Raw genomic sequence first — 20,745 nt, 5'->3', positions numbered from 1 at the left:
CGCGCGTCGGCGTGCCACCTCCGGAGGCTCCCGGCGGTGCATTCATGCCCGTTGCGGCACCATTCGAAACCACTGAGGCAGATTCTCCCCGCGAGCCGGTCGTGCCGGCTCCTCGGCACAGACAATCGCCCGAGTGTGGAACAAGGCCCAGGCACTGAGCGCTGGTGGAGTGAACACGGGTTGCCCGGAGCGGGCGACCCCGCCGGGGCCCGCGCTGCCACCGCAACTCCAATCGCTGGCGCTGATGCGCCATCCCGACCGATCGACGCTGCGGTGGCACCGCCGGTACGGCGACGTCTGGAAGGTGCGGACCGGGATGCGCGGCCGCGACCTGGTGCTGCTGGCCGATCCCGCGCACATCAGGCAGGTCTTCGCCGCGGACCCGGCGAAGGTGCACGGCGGTCACGCCAACGCGATCTTCGCGCCGTTGATGGGCGAGGGGTCCCTGATGCTCATGGAGGCCGGCGAGCACCAGCGGACCCGTCAGCTGCTGCTGCGCCAGCTCACCGGCGCGGCATTGGACGCGCACCGCGCCGCGATCACCGAGACGGTCGCCGGCCACGTCGCCCGCTGGCCGGTGGGGCAGCCGGTCAGCCTGGTCGAACGGGTCGAGCGGCTGTGCCTCGACGTGATACTCGGGGTGGTCTTCGGCGATCACGAGACCGCGCGGTTAGCGCCGCTGCGAACGCACGTCGAGGCACTGTCACGGGTCACGCCCACCGTATTGGCGGGCTGGTTCTTCCCGGCGCTGCAGCGCGTTGGGCCGTGGCGCCGCTACCTGAACACCCGCGACCGCTACGACGCCCTGCTGCGCACCGAGATCGGCGCCAGGCGGGCGGCGGGCGCGACCGGCCGCTACCTCCTCGACGGGCTGTTGTCGCACCGGGAGGCGGGCGCCGGGCTGTCCGACCGAACCGTCCGCGACCACGTGACCACCCTGGTGCTGGCCGGGTATTCGGCGACCAGCGCGGCGCTGGTCTGGTCGCTGTACGAGCTGGCACTGCGGCCGCCCGTGCTGCGCAGGGCGCAGCGGGCCGCCGACGAACGCGACGACGAGTACCTGGACGCGGTCGTGAAGGAAACACTGCGGGTCCGCCCGCTCATCCCGCACGTCACCCGGCGGCTGGTCGAACCGATGGAGATCGCCGGGTACGAGCTGGCGGCCGGGACCGAGATCGCGCCCAGCATCGCGGCGGTGCAGCACAACGCGGTGCACCACCCCGATCCGGAACGGTTCCGGCCGGGGCGGTTCGCCGGGGGAAGCCCGGCGGTGAACAGCTGGATCCCGTTCGGCGGCGGCGCCCGGCGCTGCGTCGGCGCGCAGTACTCGATGCTGGAGGCGACGACATTCCTCGCCGAGGTGTTGCGGCGCTACGACGTGTCCCCGGCCGCGTGCCGCCGGGAACCCGCCCGGCGGCACGGCATCGCGTTCATGCCCGGTCGCGGCGGACGCGTGGTGCTCGCACGCCACCGCTGATCACCGCGGCGGGCCTACAACGCGGCGGCTGCCCTGGCGAGCGTCTCGATGCGCGCGAAGTCCTTGGCCGCCAAGGCATCCTTCGGGGTGAGCCAGGAACCGCCGACGCAACCCACGTTCGGCAGCGCCAGGTAGCGCGGCGCGCTTTCCGGCGTGATCCCGCCCGTCGGGCAGAACCGGAGCGACGGCAGCGGCCCGCCGATCGACTTCAGGTAGTCCACGCCGCCACTCGCTTCGGCGGGGAAGAACTTCAGCGCGCTCAGCCCGCGTTCCGCCAGCCGCATCGCCTCCGACACCGTGCTCGCGCCGGGCAGGAACGGCAGCCCGGTGTCGAAGGCGGCGTCGAGCACGCGGTCCGTGCAGCCGGGGGTCACCAGGAAGGCGGCGCCCGCGTCGGCCGCCTGCTTGGCCTGGCCGGGCGAGGTGACGGTGCCCGCGCCGACCGCGATGCCCGGCACCTCGGCCGCGACCCGCTCGATCGCGGCCAGTGCCGCCGGGGTGCGCAGCGTCAGCTCGATGACCTCGACGCCGCCGGCGAGCAGCGCCTTCGCCAGCGGGACCGCGTCCGCGGCGTCGTCCACCACGACGACGGGCAGCACGGGGGACAGCGCGAGCAGGTCGGGACCGGTCGTCACGGGTAGTACCTCCTGTATCGGGCCTGACTCGGAGTGCAGCGGTCAGGCCAGGGTCTGCTGGGACTCCGACGGATGCGCCGGACGGCCGAAGTGCTCCGGCGTCACCGCGCCGAACACGCTCGCACCCTGGTCCGCCGGTCCCACCGCCCGCCGCAGCGCGGCGAACAGCTCACGACCGGTGCCGGTCCAGGATGCCTCCTCGGGCGGGCAATCCACCAGCTCGCGCGACGCGAGCTCGGTCGCACTCACCAGGACGTCCAGCTCACCCGTGGTCGCGTCGAGCTGGAGGAGGTCGCCGTCGCGCACACGCGCGACCGGGCCGCCCGCCGCGGCCTCCGGGGTCAGCTGGATCGCGGCCGGGATCCTGCCGGAGGCACCCGACATCCGGCCGTCGGTGACCAGCGCGACCCGGTGGCCGCGGTCCATCAGCACGCCGAGCGCCGGCGTGAGCCCGTGCAGCTCGGGCATCCCGTTCGCGCGCGGGCCCTGGTCGCGGATCACCACGACCACGTCGCGGTCCAGCTCGCCGGCCTTGAACGCGCGGTCGAAGCCGTCCTGGGTGGTGAACACGCGGGCGGGCGCGCGCACCACGCGGTGTTCCGGCGCGATCGCGGACACCTTCAGCACCGCGCTGCCGAGGTTCCCGGTGAGCATCCGCAGCCCGCCGTCGGGGGCGAACGGGTTCGACGCGGGGCGCAGCACGGATTCGTCGAGACTGCGGGTCTCGACCTCGCGCCAGACGAGTTTTCCTTCCAGCAGAACGGGTTCCGTGCGGTACCGGTGCAGCCCGGCGCCCGCGACGGTGCGCACGTCGGGGTGCAGGAGGCCCGCGTCGAGCAATGTGCCGACGAGGAACTGGACGCCGCCCGCGGCGTGGAAGTGGTTGATGTCGGCGCTGCCGTTCGGGTAGACGTTCGCCAGCAGCGGCACCACGCGGGACAGCTCGTCGAAATCGTCCCAGGTGAGCTGGATCCCGGCGGCCGCGGCGATCGCGACGAGGTGCATGGTGTGGTTCGTCGACCCGCCCGTGGCGAGCAGTGCGACCACGCCGTTGACGACGGCGCGCTCGTCGATCACCTCAGCCACCGGCGTGTACTCCTCGCCGCGTGACAACGCGACGGCGCGGCGGCCCGCTTCCTCGGTGAGCGCGCGGCGTAACGGGGATCCCGGCTGGACGAAGCTGGCGCCGGGCAAGTGCAGGCCCATCACCTCGACCACCATCTGGTTCGAATTGGCAGTGCCGTAGAAGGTGCAGGTGCCTGCCGAGTGGTACGAAGCAGCCTCCGCGTCGAGGAGGTCTTCCCTGGTGGCCTTGCCTTCCGCGTAGAGCTGGCGTATCCGCGACTTTTCCTTGTTGGGCAGCCCGGAGTTCATCGGGCCCGCCGGGACCAGTATCGCGGGCAAGTGCCCGAAGGACAGCGCGCCGATCAGCAACCCCGGCACGATCTTGTCGCACACGCCGAGCAGCAGGGCCGCGTCGAACATGTCGTGGGACAGCGCGATCGCGGCCGACATCGCGATCACCTCGCGGCTGAACAGCGACAGCTCCATCCCGGCACGGCCCTGCGTGATCCCGTCGCACATCGCGGGCACTCCGCCCGCGAACTGCGCCACGCCACCGGCTTCCCGCACCGAGGCCTTGAGCCACACCGGGTATTCGTGCATCGGCTGGTGCGCGGAGAGCATGTCGTTGTAGGAGGACACGATCGCGACGCCCGGCATCCGCAGCTCGCGCAGCGCCTTCTTGTCGACGCCTTCGGCGGCGGCGAACCCGTGCGCGAGGTTGCTGCACGCGAGGCCGCGGCGAACCGGGCCTTCTTCGTGCGCGGCAGCGGTCCTGGTGAGGTAGGCGGAACGCGTCCCGGCGCTCCTCGCGGCGATGCGGGCGGTGACTTCGGCGACGACGGGGTGAACCGCGGTGCGGGACATGGCGAGCTTCGTCCTCCTCGCGGCGCGCGGGGTCGGCGAAGCCAAGGGAAGCCGCGCGCCTTGTGGTTTGGCCGACGGCAGCGCTGACGTGGCTCGGTCGTGACAGCGGCCACAATACCCAAGGGAACCGGGGTTTCAAAATCGATACAGAAGGCAGGTAAACGTGACCCCCGTCACGCACTGTAGGGGTCATGTGCTACTTGTCACACAGCACACAGCACGGCACAGTCGAACCAGCGGCTGAGATCTGTTAGACGGCCGTGCTCCCGAACGACGCGGAGGTACGCATGCCCACCACCACGGAACTGGTCGAACTTCGGCGCACCATCGGGCAACTGAGGCAGTGCGTCGGCGCGTTGCGTGCCCGCTACGGCGAAGCGTCCTCGGTGCGACGCCTCGCGAACGACCTGGAACGGCTCGAAATCGACGCGGGCGAACTGGACCAGGCGCCCCCGGTGCCAGCGCAGGCCAAGCCGGACGACCGCGCCAACGTGGTCGTGGTCCCCGATACGCCGTACGACCCAGCGCTATGGCAAGGCGCCGACGACGAAGGTGTCGGCGGCTACCAGCGTGACCAGCGTTGAGCGCGCCGGCTCGTAACGAGTCGAGCCAGGCGGGCACCGGCGTCCGTGCCCCGTCGAGGGCCCGGATCGCCGAGAAGACGCTGCGCACCGATCGGTGGTGGCTGTCGCCGCTGCTGACGACCGCCGGGCTCGCCACGTTCGTCATCTACGCGACGATCCGCTCGTTCGTGCGCACCGCGTACTGGGTCGAGGACTACCACTACCTGACGCCGTTCTACTCGCCGTGCGTCTCGGCGTCCTGCGTGCCGGGTTCGAGCCATTTCGGACACTGGTTCGGCGAGCTGCCGTCGTGGATCCCGCTCGGCTTCATCGTGCTGCCGTTCCTGCTCGGCTTCCGGCTGACCTGCTACTACTACCGCAAGGCCTACTACCGCTCGGTGTGGATGTCGCCGCCGGCGTGCGCGGTGGCGGAGCCGCACGCGAAGTACACCGGCGAGACCAAGCTGCCGCTGATCATCCAGAACGCGCACCGCTACTTCTTCTACGTCGCGGTGCTCGTGTCACTGGTGAACACCTACGACGCGATCACGGCGTTCCACGGCAAGGGCGGCGGGTTCGGCTTCGGGCTCGGCAACATCGTGCTGCTCACCAACGTGATCCTGCTGTGGGCCTACACGCTTTCCTGCCATTCGTGCCGGCACGTCACCGGCGGCAGGCTCAAGCACTTCTCGAAGCATCCGGCGCGGTACTGGATGTGGACGCAGATCACGAAGCTCAACACGCGGCACATGCCGCTCGCCTGGACCACGCTCGGCACCCTGGTTCTGACGGACCTCTATGTCATGCTCGTGGCCAGCGGCGCGATCGCCGATCCGCGCTTCGTGAACTGACTCGAAACTCACGACACCCCAACGGACAACGACGTCAACGGGCGTCAACGAAGGTGGCTTCATTCATGACCGAGGTCGAACGGCTCAACTACGACGTGGTGGTGATCGGTGCCGGCGGTGCGGGCCTGCGCGCGGTCATCGAGGCCAGGGAGCGCGGTCTCAGCGTCGCGGTGGTGTGCAAGTCGTTGTTCGGCAAGGCGCACACGGTGATGGCGGAGGGCGGCTGCGCCGCGTCGATGGGCAACGCCAACGCCAACGACAACTGGCAGGTGCACTTCCGCGACACCATGCGCGGCGGGAAGTTCCTCAACAACTGGCGTATGGCGGAGCTGCACGCGAAGGAGGCGCCGGACCGGGTCTGGGAGCTGGAGACCTACGGGGCGCTGTTCGACCGCACGAAGGACGGCCGGATCAGCCAGCGCAACTTCGGCGGGCACACCTACCCGAGGCTCGCGCACGTCGGCGACCGCACCGGGCTCGAGCTGATCCGCACCATGCAGCAGAAGATCGTTTCGCTGCAGCAGGAGGACTTCGCGAAGTACGGCGACTACGAGGCGCGGGTCAAGGTCTTCGCCGAGTGCACGGTCACCGAGCTGCTCAAGGACGGCGACCGGATCTCCGGCGCCTTCGGGTACTGGCGCGAGTCGGGCCGGTTCATCCTGTTCGAGACGCCGGCGGTGGTGCTGGCCACCGGCGGCATCGGGAAGTCGTTCAAGGTCACGTCGAACTCGTGGGAGTACACCGGTGACGGGCACGCGCTGGCACTGCGCGCGGGCGCGAACCTGATCAACATGGAGTTCGTGCAGTTCCACCCGACCGGCATGGTGTGGCCGCCGAGCGTGAAGGGCATCCTCGTCACCGAAGGCGTGCGCGGTGACGGCGGCGTGCTGAAGAACTCCGATGGCAACCGCTTCATGTTCGAGTACGTGCCGGACGTGTTCAAGGGCCAGTACGCGGACAGCGAAGAAGAAGCCGACCGCTGGTACGCCGATGCCGACAACAACCGGCGCACCCCGGACCTGCTGCCGCGCGACGAGGTGGCCCGCGCGATCAACTCGGAGGTCAAGGAGGGCAGGGGATCGCCGCACGGCGGCGTTTTCCTCGACATCGCCTCCCGGATGCCCGCCGAGGAGATCCGGCGGCGGCTGCCGTCGATGCACCACCAGTTCAAGGAGCTGGCCGACGTCGACATCACGAAGGAGCCGATGGAGGTCGGCCCGACCTGCCACTACGTGATGGGCGGGATCGAGGTCGACCCGGACAGCGCTTCCTCGACGGTGCAGGGGCTTTTCGCGGCGGGGGAGTGCTCCGGCGGGATGCACGGGTCGAACCGGCTCGGCGGGAACTCGCTGTCGGACCTGCTGGTGTTCGGCCGCAGGGCGGGGCTCGGCGCGGCGGACTACGTGGACTCGCTCGAAAAGCGGCCCGAGGTCAGCCAGTCCGATGTGGACAACGCCGCGAAGGTCGCGCTGGCGCCGTTCGAGCGTGACCCGGTGCGCAACCCCTACACCGTGCACGCGGAACTGCAGCAGACCATGAACGACCTGGTCGGCATCATCCGCAAGGCGGAGGAGATGTCGAGCGCGCTCGAGCGGCTCGGTGAGCTGAAGGAGCAGGCCGCGGTCGTCGGCGTCGAAGGGCACCGGCAGTTCAACCCCGGCTGGCACCTCGCGCTCGACCTGCGCAACATGCTGCTCGTCAGCGAGTGCGTGGCGAAGGCGGCGCTGCAGCGGACGGAGAGCCGCGGCGGGCACACCCGCGACGACTTCCCGAAGATGGATTCGAAGTGGCGCAACACCTTGCTGGTGTGCGCCGCCGACGGGGACGGTGTCTCGGTGACGCCGAAGGAGCAGTTGCAGCTCCGCCAGGACCTGCTGGAGCTGTTCGAGGTCACCGAGCTGGAGAAGTACTACACCGAACCGGAGATCGCGACGCACCCGGAGAGGAAGGCCTGAGGCATGAGTTACAAAGGTCAGTTCCGGGTGTGGCGGGGCGACATCGACGGCGGCGGGCTCGAGGACTTCGAGGTCGAGGTCAACGAGGGCGAGGTGGTGCTCGACATCATCCACCGCCTGCAGGCGACGCAGGCGCCCGATCTCGCGGTGCGGTGGAACTGCAAGGCTGGCAAGTGCGGGTCGTGCTCGGCCGAGATCAACGGCAGGCCGCGGCTGCTGTGCATGACGCGGATGTCGGTGTTCACCGAGTCCGAGACGATCACGGTGACGCCGATGCGGACGTTCCCGGTGATCCGGGATCTCGTCACGGACGTGTCGTTCAACTACACGAAGGCGCGCGAGATCCCGTCGTTCACGCCGCCGGAGGGGCTGAAGCCGGGCGAGTACCGGATGCAGCAGGTCGATGTCGAGCGCTCGCAGGAGTTCCGCAAGTGCATCGAATGCTTCCTGTGCCAGAACACCTGTCACGTGGTGCGCGATCACGAGGAGAACAAGGAGTCCTTCGCCGGGCCGCGGTACCTGATGCGGGTGGCCGAGCTGGAGATGCACCCGCTCGACGTCGCCGACCGGCGTGACCAGGCGCAGGAGGAGCACGGCCTCGGGCTGTGCAACATCACCAAGTGCTGCACCGACGTGTGCCCCGAGCACATCCACATCACCGACAACGCGCTGATTCCGATGAAGGAGCGCGTCGCGGACCGCAAGTACGACCCGATCGTCTGGCTCGGCAACAAGCTGTTCCGGCGCAAGGAGAACTAACGCACGACCACTGGGGAGACAAATGAAAAGGACTACCAAGCGGCGGCTGTCCGTGCTCGCGGCCGTGGCACTGGTGAGCGCGCCGGTCGCGCCCGCGAGTGCGGCGGCCGGATTCGGCTGGTGGCGCGGCGTCTGGGCGAGCGCGCCGCAGGCACCCGATCCGGGGAACTGGTCGGGCACTGGTTTCGCCGGCCAGACCGTCCGGCAGGTGGTGCGGGTCAGCGCGGGTGGCGCCGCCGTGCGGATCCGCCTGTCCAACACCTACGGGCGAACGCCGCTGCCGGTCGCGGGCGCCACCCTCGGCCGCAGCGGTGGCGGCGCCGCGGCGGATTCCGTGCGGCCGTTGACGTTCGGGTACCGCCCGGCGACGGTGATCCCGCCCGGCGGTGAGATCGTCAGCGATCCAGCCTTCTTCCCGGTGGCGCCATTGGACAAGCTCGCCGTCACCCTGTCGTTCACCGCGCCGACCGGCCCGGTCACCTACCACGCGCTCGGCGGTGATCTCGCCTACCGAGCGCAGGGAGACCACGCGGCCGACACCTCGGCGGACGCCTTCACCGAGACCTCGCGCGCCGGGTACCTCGTCACCGGCGCCGACACGCTGGGACCGCCGCTCACCCGCACCGCCGTGGTGGCCTTCGGCGACTCGATCACCGACGGGTTCGCGTCCACTTTCGGCGCTGGCAACAGCTATCCCGACGAACTGGTGGAACGCCTGCACGGCCGGTTCGGTGTGCTGAACGAGGGAATCGGCAGCAACTTCCTGCTCGCCGACTATCCCGGTGGCGGCGAAGCGGGGATCACCCGCTTCGCCCGCGACGTCGTGGCACGGCCGGGCGTGCGCTCGGTGATCGTCCTCGAAGGCATCAACGACATCGGCGCCAGCGACGACACCCTGACCGTCGAGCGCCTGATCGAAGGACAGCGCACACTCATCGCGATGGCACACGCCAAGGGCATCAAGGCGATCGGCGGCACGGTGATCCCGTTCGAAGGCTCTCCCCGGTACACCGAACACCGCGAGGCACTGCGGGCCGGGCTCAACGCGTGGATCCGCAACTCCGGAGAGTACGACGCGGTCGCCGATTTCGATCACGCGGTGGCCGACCCCGCCGACCCGCACCGCATCCGCCCCGGCTACGACAGCGGCGATCACATCCACCCCGGCGACACCGGCTACCACGCGATGGCATCGGTGGTGGACCCGGCGACGCTCTGAGAGTCACACGAATCCGGTGGGTGGGGGTTCGTCGCGGAGATCGTGACAGGCCCCGTGGGGGCGGAAAGGCGATTCCTACGATAACGCGCTCGCAGAGTCAGTCAACGCACTCTGCAAGAAAGAATTGATAACCCGAGGCGGTCCCTGGAATGCTGTTGCCGAGGTGGCCATCTCGACGGCCGAATGGGTGCATTGGTGCAATAACGTCCGTGGGGAACTGTCGCCGGTGACCAACGACGCGATCCGCGCCGTGGAGCGACAGTTTCCCACGGCGCGCCGCAGGCGTGCAGTAAAGCCTCACCGAGCCCACCGAACACGCGAACAAAGCAACCCCGAAGAACCCGTCAAGAAGTACTGAACCGCTCCTGCCCCACCACGGCAAGAAGCTGAAGCTTGTCATACCCGTCAGACCCAGGGGCCGCAGTAAGAACCAGCAACGCCTGAGACTGATCCTCGGTGAACAACACCTGACAATCGAGCTCGATCGCCCCCAACTCGGGATGCAGCAGCACCTTGTGGTCCTCGAAACGCTTGACCACCTCATGCCGTTCCCAGAGTTCGGCGAACTCGGCACTGGCGGCCCGCAGAGCCCGCACCAGCTCACCCGCAGCGGATTTCGGACCCATCGCGCCGTGCGCGGCACGCAGGTTCGCGACCTGCGCCCGGCTCTGCCGGTCGCGATCGTCCTCGGGGTAGAGGCGCCGCTCGGCGGGATCGGTGAACCAGCGGTAAACCTCGCTGCGGGCCAGTCCGCGGTAACCGGAGCGGTCGCCGAGCAGGGCGCGGGCCATATCGTTCTGCACCAACGTCTCGCCGAGACTCGACAGGATCAACGCCGGGGTGTCGGTGAGCCGGTCCAGCACCCGCAGGAGCGCCGGAGCCACGTGCGTCGCCGCCACCACGGACGTGGGCGCGTTGTGCCCTGCGACGCGGAACAGGTAGTCGCGTTCATCGGAGGTGAGCCGCAGCGCCCTGGCGAGCGCGCTGAGCATCTGCGCGCTCGGCTGCGGGCCGCGACGCTGTTCCAGGCGGGTGTAGTAGTCGGCCGACATTCCGGCGAGCCCGGCGACCTCCTCGCGGCGGAGGCCGGGGGTGCGACGGCGCGCGCCGGTGGGCAGCCCGAGATCGCCCGGCCGCAGTGCTTCGCGACGGAGACGCAGGAAGTTCGCCAGTGCCGGTCGATCCATGGTGTCCAGTATGGAACGCGCGCCCGCGGCCAACCAGGGATCGCGAATCCCCCGATAAGCGCTCTCTGCCTCCGCACCGCCCCGCCGGTGAAACTCGGGTCATGGACATCTCCGGAAACACGATCTTCATCCCCGGCTCCACCAGCGGCATCGGCCTCGCCCTCGCGATCGAGTTGCAGGCGAAGGGCAACACGGTCATCGTCGGTGGCCGCCGCACCGAGCTGCTCGAGCGCATCGCCGCCGATCACCCCGGTCTCGACACCGTGCGGATCGACACCGCCGACCCCGCGAGCATCGACGCGGCAGCCAAGGAGGTGCTGGCGCGGCACCCCGGCCTCAACGTGCTGGTGCCGATGGCGGGCATCATGCGCGTCGAGGACTGGCACCGGCCGGAGTCGTTCCTGGAGTCGGCGGAGTCGATCGTCACCACCAACGTGCTCGGCCCGATCCGCCTGATCGCCGCGTTCATCGAGCACCTGCGGGCCCAGCCGGACGCCACCCTGCTCACCGTGTCCTCAGGGCTGGCGTTCGCGCCGCTGAAGGTCACCCCGAGCTACAACGCGTCGAAGGCCGCGATCCACATGCTCAGCGAGTCGATCCGGCTGCAACTGGCCGACACGAGCGTGAAGGTCGTCGAACTCCAGCCGCCCGCCGTGCGCACCGACCTGATGCCGGGCCAGGCCGAGAGCGAGTTCGCGATGCCGCTCGACGAGTTCGTCGACGAAGTGGTCACCTTGCTGGAGCAGCGGCCGGACGCGACCGAAATCCAGGTGGAGCGCGTGAAGTTCCTCCGCTACGGCGAGGCCCGCGGTGACTACGACCAGGTCGTCGCCACCCTCAACGCCGCCGACCCCCACGGCGAATGACCCGGCTGAGGGTTCACCGCTTCACCGCGCTGAACACCGCGAACGGCGGGTCGGCGAGCAGCGCGGCCCAGTAGTCCCGGCCGCGGTCCAGCAACGCCTCGGGCGGCACGATCGCGTCGTGCCGTTCGAGGTCGGTGAGCCCGGCGCGCACGAGCGCCGCCTCGATCACGCCACGGCACAGCACGAAATCCTCGAACTCGAACGCCCGGTCGTCGCGGACCAGTGTGGTGACGGCCAGCCGGTGCTCCGAGGCGGTGCCCTCGGTGACGGAAAACCCGTACCGCTCCTGGGTTTCCGGCTTGTTCCGCTCGGCGACCAGTACGACAAGGGTGCCTCCCGCGCGCACGTTCGCGGTCAGCCCATCGAGAACGCGGTCCAGTTCGTCCTCGTCGGCCGCGGCGCCGAGCACCCTGATCGCCACCACGACGTCGAACTTTCCCAGCACCGGCAGGGAACCCGGATCGTGCACCTCGTACGAGACGCCTTCGGGATCGTGCTCCTCGATGTTCTGGGCGCGCGAGACGAGTTCCCTCGACGAATCGACGCCGATCACCCTGCCCGCGCCGAGCGTGCGGTACGCGCGGGGGTAGCGGCCCGTGCCGCAGCCCACGTCGAGCACCGAACGGCCGCGGACATCGGGCAGCGCGGCGAGAACCGTCCCCTGCTCCGCCAGCCCCAGCGGGAGCTGCCAGGTGCGTTCGTGCGGTCTTCCCGGCATCAGCGCCTCCGAGTCCGCCAGGACAGTAGCCCCCGCGCGCCACGCAGGCAGCCGCCGTTCAGAGCATCGCGTCGACCGAATGCGGGGAGAACACCTCATCGGCGACCAAGCCGGCGAAGACCGCCTTCTGTCCACATGGGACAGTGGTCGGCGGTGCGGGCACCCGGGGCAGCCGGGAGCAGTCGTGGACCGCGGCGGTGGTGCTCGACTGGCTCCGCGCGTACTGATCCGCGGTCCCGATCGCGCGGAATTGTCGGTGCCCGGCGCTACGATCCGTTTCATCGGATCGAGACAGGGGTGGACATGAAACTTGGCAAGAAACTACTGGCGGTGGCGGGTGCCGCCGCGCTGGCGGCGGGCCTGTCCGTGGCACCGGCGGAGGCCGCACCGGCCGGGCTCGGCCTCTGGAGCGGGAGCTGGGCGTCCGCGCCGCAGGCGCCGGGGGCGGGACTGGCGGAGAACTGGTCGGTGCGGGGATTCTCGGAGCAGAGCGTGCGCCAGGTGGCGCGGCTGAGCGCGGGCGGTCCCGCCGTGCGGATCCGGCTCGCCAACACCTACGGCGCGGCGCCGCTGCGCGTCACCCGTGCCACCGTCGCCCGCTCCGGTGACGGTGCCGCGGTGCGCGAGGGGACCGTGCGCCCGCTCACGTTCGGCCTGGCGCGCCCAGTCACGATCCCGGCGGGCGCGGAGATCGTGAGCGATCCGGCGCCGCTGCCGGTCTCGCCGCTCGACCGGCTCACCGTCACGCTGTACTTCGCCACCCCGACCGGCCCGGTCACCTACCACGGGTTCGCCAACGCGACCTCGTACCGGGCGAACGGCGACCACTCGGCCGACACCGCTCCCGGGGCGTTCACCGAAACCTCCGGCTCGGGGTACGTCTTCACCGGGGTCGACGTGCTGGGGCCGCCGCTGCGGCGGGACACCGTGGTCGCGTTCGGCGACTCGATCACCGAGGGGGCCGCGTCCACTGCGGATGCTGACCGGCGCTACCCCGACCGGCTCGCCGAGCGGCTGCACGGGCGCTTCGGCGTGCTGAACGAGGGCATCGGCGGCAACCGGGTGCTCAACGATTCGACGTGCTTCGGGGAGAAGGGCGTCGCCCGGTTCCAGCGCGACGTCGTCGAGCGGCCGGACGTGCGCTCGGTGATCGTGCTCGAGGGGATCAACGACATCGGGTCCAGTGCGGGCGGGCTGGGAGACTGCTTCACGCCGAACCCGGAGGTGACCGCACAGCAGCTGATCGAGGGGCACCGGGCGCTGATCGGGAAGGCGCACGCGAAGGGCATCAAGGCGATCGGTGCCACGCTGCCCCCGTTCCAGGGCGCCGACTACTACACGGAGCGTGGCGAAGCGGTGCGGGACGCGCTCAACGCCTGGATCCGGACCTCGGGCGAGTACGACGCCGTGGTCGACTACGACCGCGCGCTCGCCGACCCGGCCAACCCGGACCGGATGCTCGCCGCCTACGACAGCGGCGACCACCTGCACCCGGGCGACGCGGGTTACCAGGCGATGGCGGCGGCCGTGCGCCTCGCGGACCTCTGAGCCCGGCGGTACTCAGCCCGCCGCTGTGCCGGGTTCGTGGGAACCCCGGCACAGCGGCGGGCACGGGCCCGCGATTTTCCGCCCCGGTCGAGCTTTCCTTGACCTCGGCGTCAACGTTTACGCTCGGTTCATGCGGATCAGCGAGCTCGCGAAGCGGACCGGGACGACCGCCCGCGCACTGCGGTTCTACGAGGCACAGGGCCTGCTGGAGGCGGGCCGGTCGGCCAACGGCTACCGGGACTACGGCGAGCGGGACCACCGGCTCGTCACCGAGATCCTGACGCTGCAGGCCATCGGCTTCAGCCTCGACGAAACCCGCCCGTTCGTGGAATGCCTGCGCGCCGGGCACGACACCGGTGACTCGTGCGCCGATTCGATCGAGGTCTACGAGCGGAAGCTCACCGAGGTCGACGCCCTGCTCGAACGGCTCGGCGACGTCCGCGCGAGCCTGCTGGCGAAGCTCGGCGACGCGCTCGCGAAGCAGCCCGATCCGTGCCGCGTCCCGAGCGCGGGTACCGAGTGAAGGAGTGACCCATGACGTCCATCGAACGAGCGGCCGAGGTCCACGCGATCACGGACGAGACCTTCGCCAAGGAGGTGCTGGAGCACGGGAAGCCGGTGCTGGTGGACTTCTGGGCGCAGTGGTGCCCGCCGTGCCGGATGATCAGCCCGGTGCTCGCCGAGATCGCGCGCGAACGCGCGGGCGAACTCACGGTGTGCAGCATCAACACCGACGAGAACCCGGTGAGCATGCGCGACTACCAGGTGATGTCGCTGCCGACGATCATGCTGTTCCGCGACGGCGAGCCGGTGCGGGCGTTCGTCGGCGCGCGGCCGAAGGCGCGGCTGCTGTCCGAAGTGGACGCCGCGCTCGGCGGGTGACCTGGCGGCGCACGCGGTTCGAACATGCCCGGTCACCCGGCGTGGTGTGTGACCATTGAGGGCGTGACGCTCGACGACCTGGTCCGGCTCCGCAGGGCACGGGACCGGATGGACCGCGACTACGCGCAGCCGCTGGACGTGCCCGCGCTCGCGCGCGACGCGCTCATGTCGCCGGGGCACTTTTCCCGGAGCTTCCGCGCGGCGTTCGGGGAGACGCCCTACAGCTACCTGATGACCCGCCGGATCGAGCGGGCGAAGGCGCTGCTGCGGCTGGGGGAGCTGTCGGTCACCGAAGTGTGCTTCGCGGTCGGCTGCTCGTCGCTCGGCACGTTCAGCTCGCGGTTCAGCGAGCTGGTCGGGGAAAGCCCGAGCGCCTACCGCGCGCGGAGCCACGACGCGGGCGCGCCGATCCCGGCGTGCTTCGCGAAGATCCACACGCGACCGATCAGGAATCGAGAAGCGAAGCGTCCCAGCGGGACCTAGTGTCCATCCCATGGACCTCAAAGTTTCCCACTGCTTCATCGCCGTCGACGACCATGACAAGGCACTCGGGTTCTACCGCGACGTGCTCGGCCTCGAAGTGCGCAACGACGTCGGCTTCGAGGGCATGCGCTGGGTGACCATGTTCTCGCCAGCGCAGCCGGATCTCGAAATCGTGCTCGAACCGCCGAGCGCCGACCCGAACGCGTCCGACGCCGACCGGGAAGCGCTGACCGAACTCCTCGCCAAGGGCATGCTGCGGGCCGTCCTGTTCGCCAGCGACGACGTCGACGCGACGTTCGAGCGCATCCAGGCCTCGGGCGCGGACGTGGTGCAGGAGCCGATGGACCAGCCCTACGGCGTGCGGGACTGCGCCTTCCGCGACCCCGCCGGAAACCTGCTGCGGTTCAACCAGGCCAGCAAGGGCTGACCGTCATTCCTCGATCGCCCCGCCGACGGCGCGCAGGTGCTCGCGGAAGGTGAGCGCGGGCCGGTCCCGTCGCGCGGCGAGGTAGGCGTCGAAGCCCACCTGGTCGCGCAGGGACGTCCCGGCCATGATCCGCTCCGCCTGGCGCCGCTCGGTGTCGCGGATGCCTTCGGCCCGTGCGAGCACCCCGTCCGCTTCGGCCAGCGGGACGAACAGCACGCCGTCGTCGTCACCGAAGACCACGTCTTCGCGGCCGACCGTCCACTCGCCGACCACGGCCGAGGTCAGCGCGTCGGCAGGGCGCTCGCGGACGCTCAGCGGCCCGGTCGGCAGCGAGCCGAGGCTGAACACCGGCAACCCGATCTCGCGGATGTCCGCGGAGTCGCGGTGCAGGCCCCAGATCACCACGCCCGCCACCCCGGCGCCCCTGGCCTCCAGCACGGCCAGGTCCCCGACGCAGCTCTCGTCGAGCCGTCCGCCGTTGTCGACGACCAGCACGTCATCGGGCGCGGCCGAGTCGTAGGCCTCCAGGAACACGTCGACGCTGCCGACGTGCCGAGCCGGTCGGACCTGCCCCGCGACGCGGCCACCCGGCACCGCGGTGTGCGTCCCGGCGGGCGCGCAGCGCACCGCGACACCGGCGCGGACGCAGCCGTCGGCCACGTGGGCGGTGGTCAGTGAGTCGAACCGGAGGCGGAGCTCGGCGGAATCCATACCTCGATTACTACCAACGCGGACCCGGAAGCGCTAAGCCGATTTCGCGGCGCACCCGGTCGAGGCGCCCTTCGAACCGATGCCGTACTGGTAGCGCGGGGGCAGCTCGAAGAGGGTGGCCGCCGCGAGGAGCGCGCCGAGGCGTTCGTCGCTCAGCGAGCCGAGCGCGGCCGACACCTCGCCGTGCCGGGCAGCGCCTGCCGTCACGTCCGCTTCGCGATCGCGGCCGCGATGCCGTCGAGTTGCAGGGTGAGCCCGACAGCGAAGGTCTTCCGCGCCGCCAGTTCCATGTACGGCGTGTCTTCAGGTGGCAGGCCGTTCTCTTCGACCGGGTTCTCGGTTTCCAGTTTCGCGATCATCGGGAACCGGTCGGCGAAATCGGGGGAGACTTCGTCCAGTAGCGGCGAGCGGGAGAACCACCAGTCGTTGTCGGACACACCGGTCGTCTTCGCCGCGGTCCGCGCGTCGGCGATCACCTGCGCGGCACCCCGGACGAAATGGGACAGCGCGGACACCGCGCCGCGGACCTCGGCCGAGCCGAGCCCCGTCTCGTGCAGGATCCGGAGGATGGATTCGAGCACCACGAACTCGTTGGGGCCGAGCACCGGGCGCGCCTCGGAAACCTGAAGCACCCACGGGTGCCGTACGTTGAACTCGACGGCCTCCTCCGCCCACGCGGTGAGCGCCGCGCGCCACCCGCCGCCGAGGTCGTACTCGGCGGGCAGTTCGGCGAGCGTCTGGTCGAACATCAGGTCGAGCAGCTCGTTCTTGCTGGGCACGTAGGTGTAGAGCGCCATCGCGGTGCGCCCGAGCCGTTCGCCGACCGCGCGCATGGACAGCCCCGCCATCCCTTCGGCGTCGGCGACCTCGATCCCGGCGGAGACGATGTCGTCCACGCTCAGTCCCGGTTTCGGGCCGGGCGCCTGCTTCTCCGCACCGTCGGCAGGCGCGTCGGCGCGCCACAGCAACGCCATCGACCGCCGCGCGTCGCCCTGGCCTGCGAACACCACCACTTGCATCTCCTTACGGCATAAACTAACCTGGCCCGGCGACTTCGTGGCCAGTCGCTTCGCTTTATCATCTTATGACATAAAGATATCAAGGGGGACTTTTGGTGGGCGCAGCAAGCACCAGACCGCGGCAGGCCGACAGCCACGACGTGATCCAGGTGAGGGGCGCACGTGAGAACAACCTCGCCGACGTGTCGCTCGACATCCCGAAGCGCCACCTGACGGTGTTCACCGGCGTGTCCGGCTCGGGGAAGTCGTCGCTCGTGTTCGGCACCATCGCCGCCGAGTCGCAGCGGCTGATCAACGAGACCTACACCGCGTTCATCCAGTCGTTCATGCCGAGCCTCGGCCGTCCCGACGTGGACTCGCTGCGGAACCTGAGCGCGGCGATCCTGGTGGACCAGGAGCGGATGGGCGCCAACTCGCGCTCGACGGTGGGCACCGCGACCGACGCGCACACCATGCTCCGGATCGTGTTCAGCCGCCTCGGCGAACCGCATGCCGGCGCCTCCACCGCGTTCAGCTTCAACCAGCCGGATGGCATGTGCCCCGGCTGCGAGGGTCTCGGCCGGATGTCCACGATCGACGTCGACCAGCTCGTGGACCGCGAGCGCTCGCTCAACGAGGGCGCGATCACCGTGCCTGGGTTCACCACGGATTCCTGGTACGTGCAGGGCTACGTCCACTGTGGATTCCTCGACCCGGACAAGAAGCTGAAGGACTACAGCGACCAGGAGTGGCACGACCTCCTGCACAAGACCTCGGTCAAGGTCAAGGTCGGCACGGCCACCATGACCTACGAGGGCCTGCAGGTGAAGGTGCAGCGGCTGTTCCTGAGCAAGGACAAGGAGTCGATGCAGCGCCAGGCCCGCGCCTTCATGGACAGGGCGGTCAAGTTCGCCGAGTGCGCGTCCTGCGGCGGCGCGCGGCTGAACGCGGCGGCGCTGGCGTCGAAGATCAAGGGGCGCTCGATCGCGGACTGCGCGGCGATGCAGATCAATGATCTCGCGGAGTTCGTGCGCGGTATCGACGACCCCGCCGTCGGCCCGCTCATGACGACGCTGCGCGAAACGCTGGACTCGCTCGTCGAGATCGGGCTCGGCTACCTGAGCCTCGACCGGGAGTCCGGCACGCTCTCCGGCGGCGAGGCGCAGCGCGTGAAGATGGTGCGGCACCTCGGTTCGAGCCTCACCGACGTCACTTACGTCTTCGACGAGCCGACCGTCGGGCTGCACCCGCACGACATCTCGCGGATGAACGACCTGCTGCTTCGCCTGCGGGACAAGGGAAACACCGTGCTCGTGGTGGAGCACAAGCCCGAGGTGATCGAGATCGCCGACCACGTCGTCGACCTCGGCCCCGGCGCGGGGCCATACGGCGGGACGGTGTGCTTCTCCGGGGACGTGGCCGGGCTGCGCGAATCCGGCACGCTCACCGGGCGGCACCTCGGTCACCGCGCGAAACTGCGGGATGTGGTGCGGACCCCCAGGGGGAAACTGTCCATTGTGGGCGCGAACACCCACAACCTCCACGACGTGGACGTGGACATCCCGCTCGGCGTGCTCACCGTGGTCACCGGCGTCGCCGGGTCGGGCAAGAGTTCGCTCATCCACGGCTCGCTGCCCCGTGAGAGCGGCGTGCTGGTGGTCGACCAGTCGGCGATCAGGGGCTCTCGCCGCAGCAACCCGGCCACCTACACCGGCCTGCTCGATTCGATCAGGACCGCGTTCGCCAGGGCCAACGGCGTGAAGGCGGCCCTGTTCAGCGCGAACTCCGAGGGCGCGTGCCCGAACTGCAAGGGCATCGGGCTCGTCTACACCGATCTGGCGATGATGGCGGGCGTCGCGTCGGTGTGCGAACAGTGCGAGGGCAAGCGGTTCACCGCCGAGGTGCTCACGTACCGCCTGCGCGGCAAGAACATCAGCGAGGTACTCGCGATGCCGGTGACGGAGGCGCGCGAGTTCTTCCCCGCCGGGCAGGCGCGGACGATCCTGGACCGGCTTTCCGACGTCGGGCTCGGATACCTCGGGCTCGGGCAGCCGCTCACCACGCTGTCCGGCGGCGAGCGCCAGCGGCTCAAGCTCGCGATCCACATGGCGGAGGGTGCGGGGACCTACGTGCTCGACGAGCCGACCACGGGCCTGCACCTCGCCGACGTGGACCAGTTGCTGGCCCTGCTGGACCGGCTCGTCGACGACGGCAACACGGTGATCGTGATCGAGCACCACCAGGCCGTGATGGCGCACGCGGACTGGATCGTCGACCTCGGGCCGGGGGCCGGGCACGACGGCGGGCGCGTCGTGTTCACCGGGACCCCGGCCGATCTCGTCGGCACCGCGGACACCCTGACCGCCCGGCACCTGCGCGCCTACCTCAGCGAGGAGAAGTGATGGAAGCAGTACCGATCTGGTTCGTCGACGTCGTCGAGACCGCCACCGTCACCCCGCGCATGGTGCGGGTGACACTCGGCGGCGACGACCTGGCCGCGATCGACCGGCTCGAACCCGACCAGCAGGTCAAGCTGTACTTCCCTCGTGAAGGCCAGTCCGCGCCCCGGATGCCGGAGCCCGACGGCGACTTCGCCCGCTGGTACGCCGCGTTCGCGGCGATCCCGGAGGACGAACGGCCGGTGATGCGCAGCTACACGATCCGGCGCCACGACCGGGAGCGCCGCATGGTCGACATCGACTTCGTGCTGCACGGCGACACCGTCCACATCGGACCGGCGACGCGCTGGGCCCGTACCGCGCGCCCCGGTGACACGATCGCCCTGTTCGGTCCGTCGTCGACGTTCGCCAGACCGGTACCGCTACTGGACTCCGTTACCGGAAAGGACTGGCTCCTGCTCGCCGGCGACGAGACCGCCCTGCCCGCCATCGGATCCATCCTCGAAGCGCTGCCCGCGGGACATCGTGCGCTCGCCTTCGTCGAAGTCGCCGACGCCGGTGAAGAGCAGCGCCTGCCGTCTCGGGGCGAGGTGACCGTTCGGTGGCTGCATCGAGGAAACGCGGTGCAAGGGGAGACCCTCGTCGATGCCGTGCGGGAAGCGGAGTTCCCGGATGGCGCGGCCTTCGCTTGGCTCGCCGCCGAGGCGGGTGCGGTTCGTACGTTGCGGCGGAATCTCGTGGAGCGTGGTTTTCCCAAGCGGACTATCGAGTTCACCGGGCATTGGCGGCGGTCACTGTCTCAGGACGACGCGCCGACTGAGGACGATCTTGCTGAGGCGCGGGAGCGGATGGTGGATTAGGTCTTCTGTTGTGGTTGGTTCGTCGTGTTGAGCTGCGGTCTACTGACGGCTTTGGACGGGAGGGAGGTGCGGGCTTTCGTTGTCCGGGTGGCGGTTGGGTTGTGGTCCGGTTCTATCACGGGTGCTGATTTCCTTGGTGGAGCGCGATTTCTTTATTTGTCCATTGTGGACTTGATGGGTTTGGTTCACTCGATCGTGTGTTCGATTCCGGGGTGTGGTCGCGGTAGAATGGTGGGGTGTCGGAGACTTCTTCCCTTGTGTCGCAGCGGGAGCTGTGG

The 20,745-nt window shown here is 69.7% G+C and carries 21 protein-coding genes and 1 pseudogene; 15 read left to right on the top strand and 7 right to left on the bottom strand.

Annotation, left to right across the window (positions count from 1 at the left end; all coding sequences use genetic code 11):
• The first annotated feature begins 133 nt into the window (after nucleotides 1-133).
• On the top strand, nucleotides 134-1,477 hold the full coding sequence (locus tag ABD256_RS07455; protein ID WP_344414944.1) for a cytochrome P450: 1,344 nt from the start codon (nucleotides 134-136) through the stop codon (nucleotides 1,475-1,477).
• Between the two features lie 14 nt (nucleotides 1,478-1,491).
• Here the strand turns inward: ABD256_RS07455 and eda are convergent, their stop codons facing one another.
• Both eda and edd read right to left on the bottom strand, forming a co-directional pair.
• Nucleotides 1,492-2,112: a bifunctional 4-hydroxy-2-oxoglutarate aldolase/2-dehydro-3-deoxy-phosphogluconate aldolase gene (eda, locus tag ABD256_RS07450; protein WP_344414942.1), complete on the bottom strand. Its 621-nt coding sequence runs from the start codon at nucleotides 2,110-2,112 to the stop codon at nucleotides 1,492-1,494.
• A 42-nt stretch (nucleotides 2,113-2,154) separates the two neighbouring features.
• A complete protein-coding gene (gene edd, locus ABD256_RS07445; RefSeq protein ID WP_344414940.1) occupies nucleotides 2,155-4,041 on the bottom strand; it encodes a phosphogluconate dehydratase in 1,887 nt (628 codons plus the stop codon).
• A 287-nt stretch (nucleotides 4,042-4,328) separates the two neighbouring features.
• On the opposite strand from edd, the gene ABD256_RS07440 reads away from it, so the two are divergent.
• From ABD256_RS07440 to ABD256_RS07415, 6 genes and pseudogenes are all read left to right on the top strand, one after another.
• The gene (locus ABD256_RS07440) at nucleotides 4,329-4,625 is read left to right on the top strand and encodes a hypothetical protein (RefSeq protein ID WP_344414938.1); all 297 of its coding nucleotides are present in this window, start codon (nucleotides 4,329-4,331) and stop codon (nucleotides 4,623-4,625) included.
• Nucleotides 4,622-5,455 carry a hypothetical protein gene (locus ABD256_RS07435; protein WP_344414936.1) on the top strand — a complete coding sequence of 278 codons (834 nt, stop codon included), beginning with the start codon at nucleotides 4,622-4,624 and terminating at the stop codon, nucleotides 5,453-5,455. Before ABD256_RS07440 ends, ABD256_RS07435 begins: the two co-directional genes overlap by 4 nt.
• Before the next feature lie 65 nt (nucleotides 5,456-5,520).
• A complete protein-coding gene (locus ABD256_RS07430) occupies nucleotides 5,521-7,410 on the top strand; it encodes a fumarate reductase/succinate dehydrogenase flavoprotein subunit (RefSeq protein ID WP_344414934.1) in 1,890 nt (629 codons plus the stop codon).
• Nucleotides 7,411-7,413: 3 nt separating this feature from the next.
• On the top strand, nucleotides 7,414-8,169 hold the full coding sequence (locus ABD256_RS07425; protein WP_344414932.1) for a succinate dehydrogenase/fumarate reductase iron-sulfur subunit: 756 nt from the start codon (nucleotides 7,414-7,416) through the stop codon (nucleotides 8,167-8,169).
• A 22-nt stretch (nucleotides 8,170-8,191) separates the two neighbouring features.
• Nucleotides 8,192-9,388 carry an SGNH/GDSL hydrolase family protein gene (locus tag ABD256_RS07420; RefSeq protein ID WP_344414929.1) on the top strand — a complete coding sequence of 399 codons (1,197 nt, stop codon included), beginning with the start codon at nucleotides 8,192-8,194 and terminating at the stop codon, nucleotides 9,386-9,388.
• A gap of 58 nt (nucleotides 9,389-9,446) precedes the next feature.
• Nucleotides 9,447-9,599, top strand: a pseudogene (locus ABD256_RS07415) (integrase core domain-containing protein); the annotation flags it as partial.
• A 133-nt stretch (nucleotides 9,600-9,732) separates the two neighbouring features.
• On the opposite strand, the gene ABD256_RS07410 reads toward ABD256_RS07415, so the two are convergent.
• The gene (locus tag ABD256_RS07410) at nucleotides 9,733-10,575 is read right to left on the bottom strand and encodes a helix-turn-helix transcriptional regulator (protein ID WP_344414927.1); all 843 of its coding nucleotides are present in this window, start codon (nucleotides 10,573-10,575) and stop codon (nucleotides 9,733-9,735) included.
• A 101-nt stretch (nucleotides 10,576-10,676) separates the two neighbouring features.
• On the opposite strand from ABD256_RS07410, the gene ABD256_RS07405 reads away from it, so the two are divergent.
• The gene (locus ABD256_RS07405) at nucleotides 10,677-11,441 is read left to right on the top strand and encodes an SDR family oxidoreductase (RefSeq protein ID WP_344414924.1); all 765 of its coding nucleotides are present in this window, start codon (nucleotides 10,677-10,679) and stop codon (nucleotides 11,439-11,441) included.
• Between the two features lie 13 nt (nucleotides 11,442-11,454).
• Here ABD256_RS07405 and ABD256_RS07400 read toward each other — a convergent pair whose 3' ends face one another.
• Entirely contained in the window at nucleotides 11,455-12,159 is a 705-nt protein-coding gene (locus ABD256_RS07400; protein WP_344414921.1) for a class I SAM-dependent methyltransferase, read from the bottom strand.
• A gap of 303 nt (nucleotides 12,160-12,462) precedes the next feature.
• On the opposite strand from ABD256_RS07400, the gene ABD256_RS07395 reads away from it, so the two are divergent.
• The 5 genes from ABD256_RS07395 to ABD256_RS07375 all read left to right on the top strand — a co-directional run bounded on the left by ABD256_RS07395 (nucleotide 12,463) and on the right by ABD256_RS07375 (nucleotide 15,499).
• A complete protein-coding gene (locus tag ABD256_RS07395) occupies nucleotides 12,463-13,707 on the top strand; it encodes an SGNH/GDSL hydrolase family protein (RefSeq protein WP_344414918.1) in 1,245 nt (414 codons plus the stop codon).
• Between the two features lie 130 nt (nucleotides 13,708-13,837).
• Nucleotides 13,838-14,230 carry a MerR family transcriptional regulator gene (locus ABD256_RS07390; protein ID WP_344414916.1) on the top strand — a complete coding sequence of 131 codons (393 nt, stop codon included), beginning with the start codon at nucleotides 13,838-13,840 and terminating at the stop codon, nucleotides 14,228-14,230.
• 11 nt (nucleotides 14,231-14,241) lie between these two features.
• Nucleotides 14,242-14,589 (top strand): thioredoxin, encoded by a 348-nt coding sequence (gene trxA / locus ABD256_RS07385; RefSeq protein ID WP_344414914.1) that lies wholly within the window; start codon nucleotides 14,242-14,244, stop codon nucleotides 14,587-14,589.
• 24 nt (nucleotides 14,590-14,613) lie between these two features.
• Nucleotides 14,614-15,072 (top strand): helix-turn-helix transcriptional regulator, encoded by a 459-nt coding sequence (locus tag ABD256_RS07380; RefSeq protein WP_344414912.1) that lies wholly within the window; start codon nucleotides 14,614-14,616, stop codon nucleotides 15,070-15,072.
• 10 nt (nucleotides 15,073-15,082) lie between these two features.
• Nucleotides 15,083-15,499 (top strand): VOC family protein, encoded by a 417-nt coding sequence (locus tag ABD256_RS07375; protein WP_344414910.1) that lies wholly within the window; start codon nucleotides 15,083-15,085, stop codon nucleotides 15,497-15,499.
• Nucleotides 15,500-15,502: 3 nt separating this feature from the next.
• Here ABD256_RS07375 and ABD256_RS07370 read toward each other — a convergent pair whose 3' ends face one another.
• From ABD256_RS07370 to ABD256_RS07360, 3 genes are read right to left on the bottom strand one after another with little or no spacing between them, the layout of a single operon-like run.
• Nucleotides 15,503-16,210 carry an RraA family protein gene (locus ABD256_RS07370; RefSeq protein ID WP_344414908.1) on the bottom strand — a complete coding sequence of 236 codons (708 nt, stop codon included), beginning with the start codon at nucleotides 16,208-16,210 and terminating at the stop codon, nucleotides 15,503-15,505.
• A gap of 33 nt (nucleotides 16,211-16,243) precedes the next feature.
• Entirely contained in the window at nucleotides 16,244-16,417 is a 174-nt protein-coding gene (locus ABD256_RS07365; protein ID WP_344414906.1) for a hypothetical protein, read from the bottom strand.
• Nucleotides 16,414-17,223 carry a TetR/AcrR family transcriptional regulator gene (locus tag ABD256_RS07360; protein WP_344414904.1) on the bottom strand — a complete coding sequence of 270 codons (810 nt, stop codon included), beginning with the start codon at nucleotides 17,221-17,223 and terminating at the stop codon, nucleotides 16,414-16,416. Before ABD256_RS07360 ends, ABD256_RS07365 begins: the two co-directional genes overlap by 4 nt.
• Nucleotides 17,224-17,378: 155 nt before the next feature.
• On the opposite strand from ABD256_RS07360, the gene ABD256_RS07355 reads away from it, so the two are divergent.
• Both ABD256_RS07355 and ABD256_RS07350 read left to right on the top strand, forming a co-directional pair.
• Entirely contained in the window at nucleotides 17,379-19,610 is a 2,232-nt protein-coding gene (locus ABD256_RS07355; RefSeq protein ID WP_344414901.1) for an ATP-binding cassette domain-containing protein, read from the top strand.
• Complete coding sequence (locus ABD256_RS07350; RefSeq protein ID WP_344414899.1) at nucleotides 19,610-20,467, top strand: siderophore-interacting protein; 858 nt, start codon at nucleotides 19,610-19,612, stop codon at nucleotides 20,465-20,467. The genes ABD256_RS07355 and ABD256_RS07350 overlap by 1 nt, the downstream gene beginning before the upstream one ends.
• Nucleotides 20,468-20,745 lie beyond the last annotated feature (278 nt).

The organism is Amycolatopsis minnesotensis, assembly GCF_039529815.1.
In the GTDB taxonomy this organism is placed as follows: domain Bacteria; phylum Actinomycetota; class Actinomycetes; order Mycobacteriales; family Pseudonocardiaceae; genus Amycolatopsis; species Amycolatopsis minnesotensis.
Note: the sequence above shows the minus strand (reverse complement) of the source record. Positions and strands in the feature narration are given on the sequence as shown.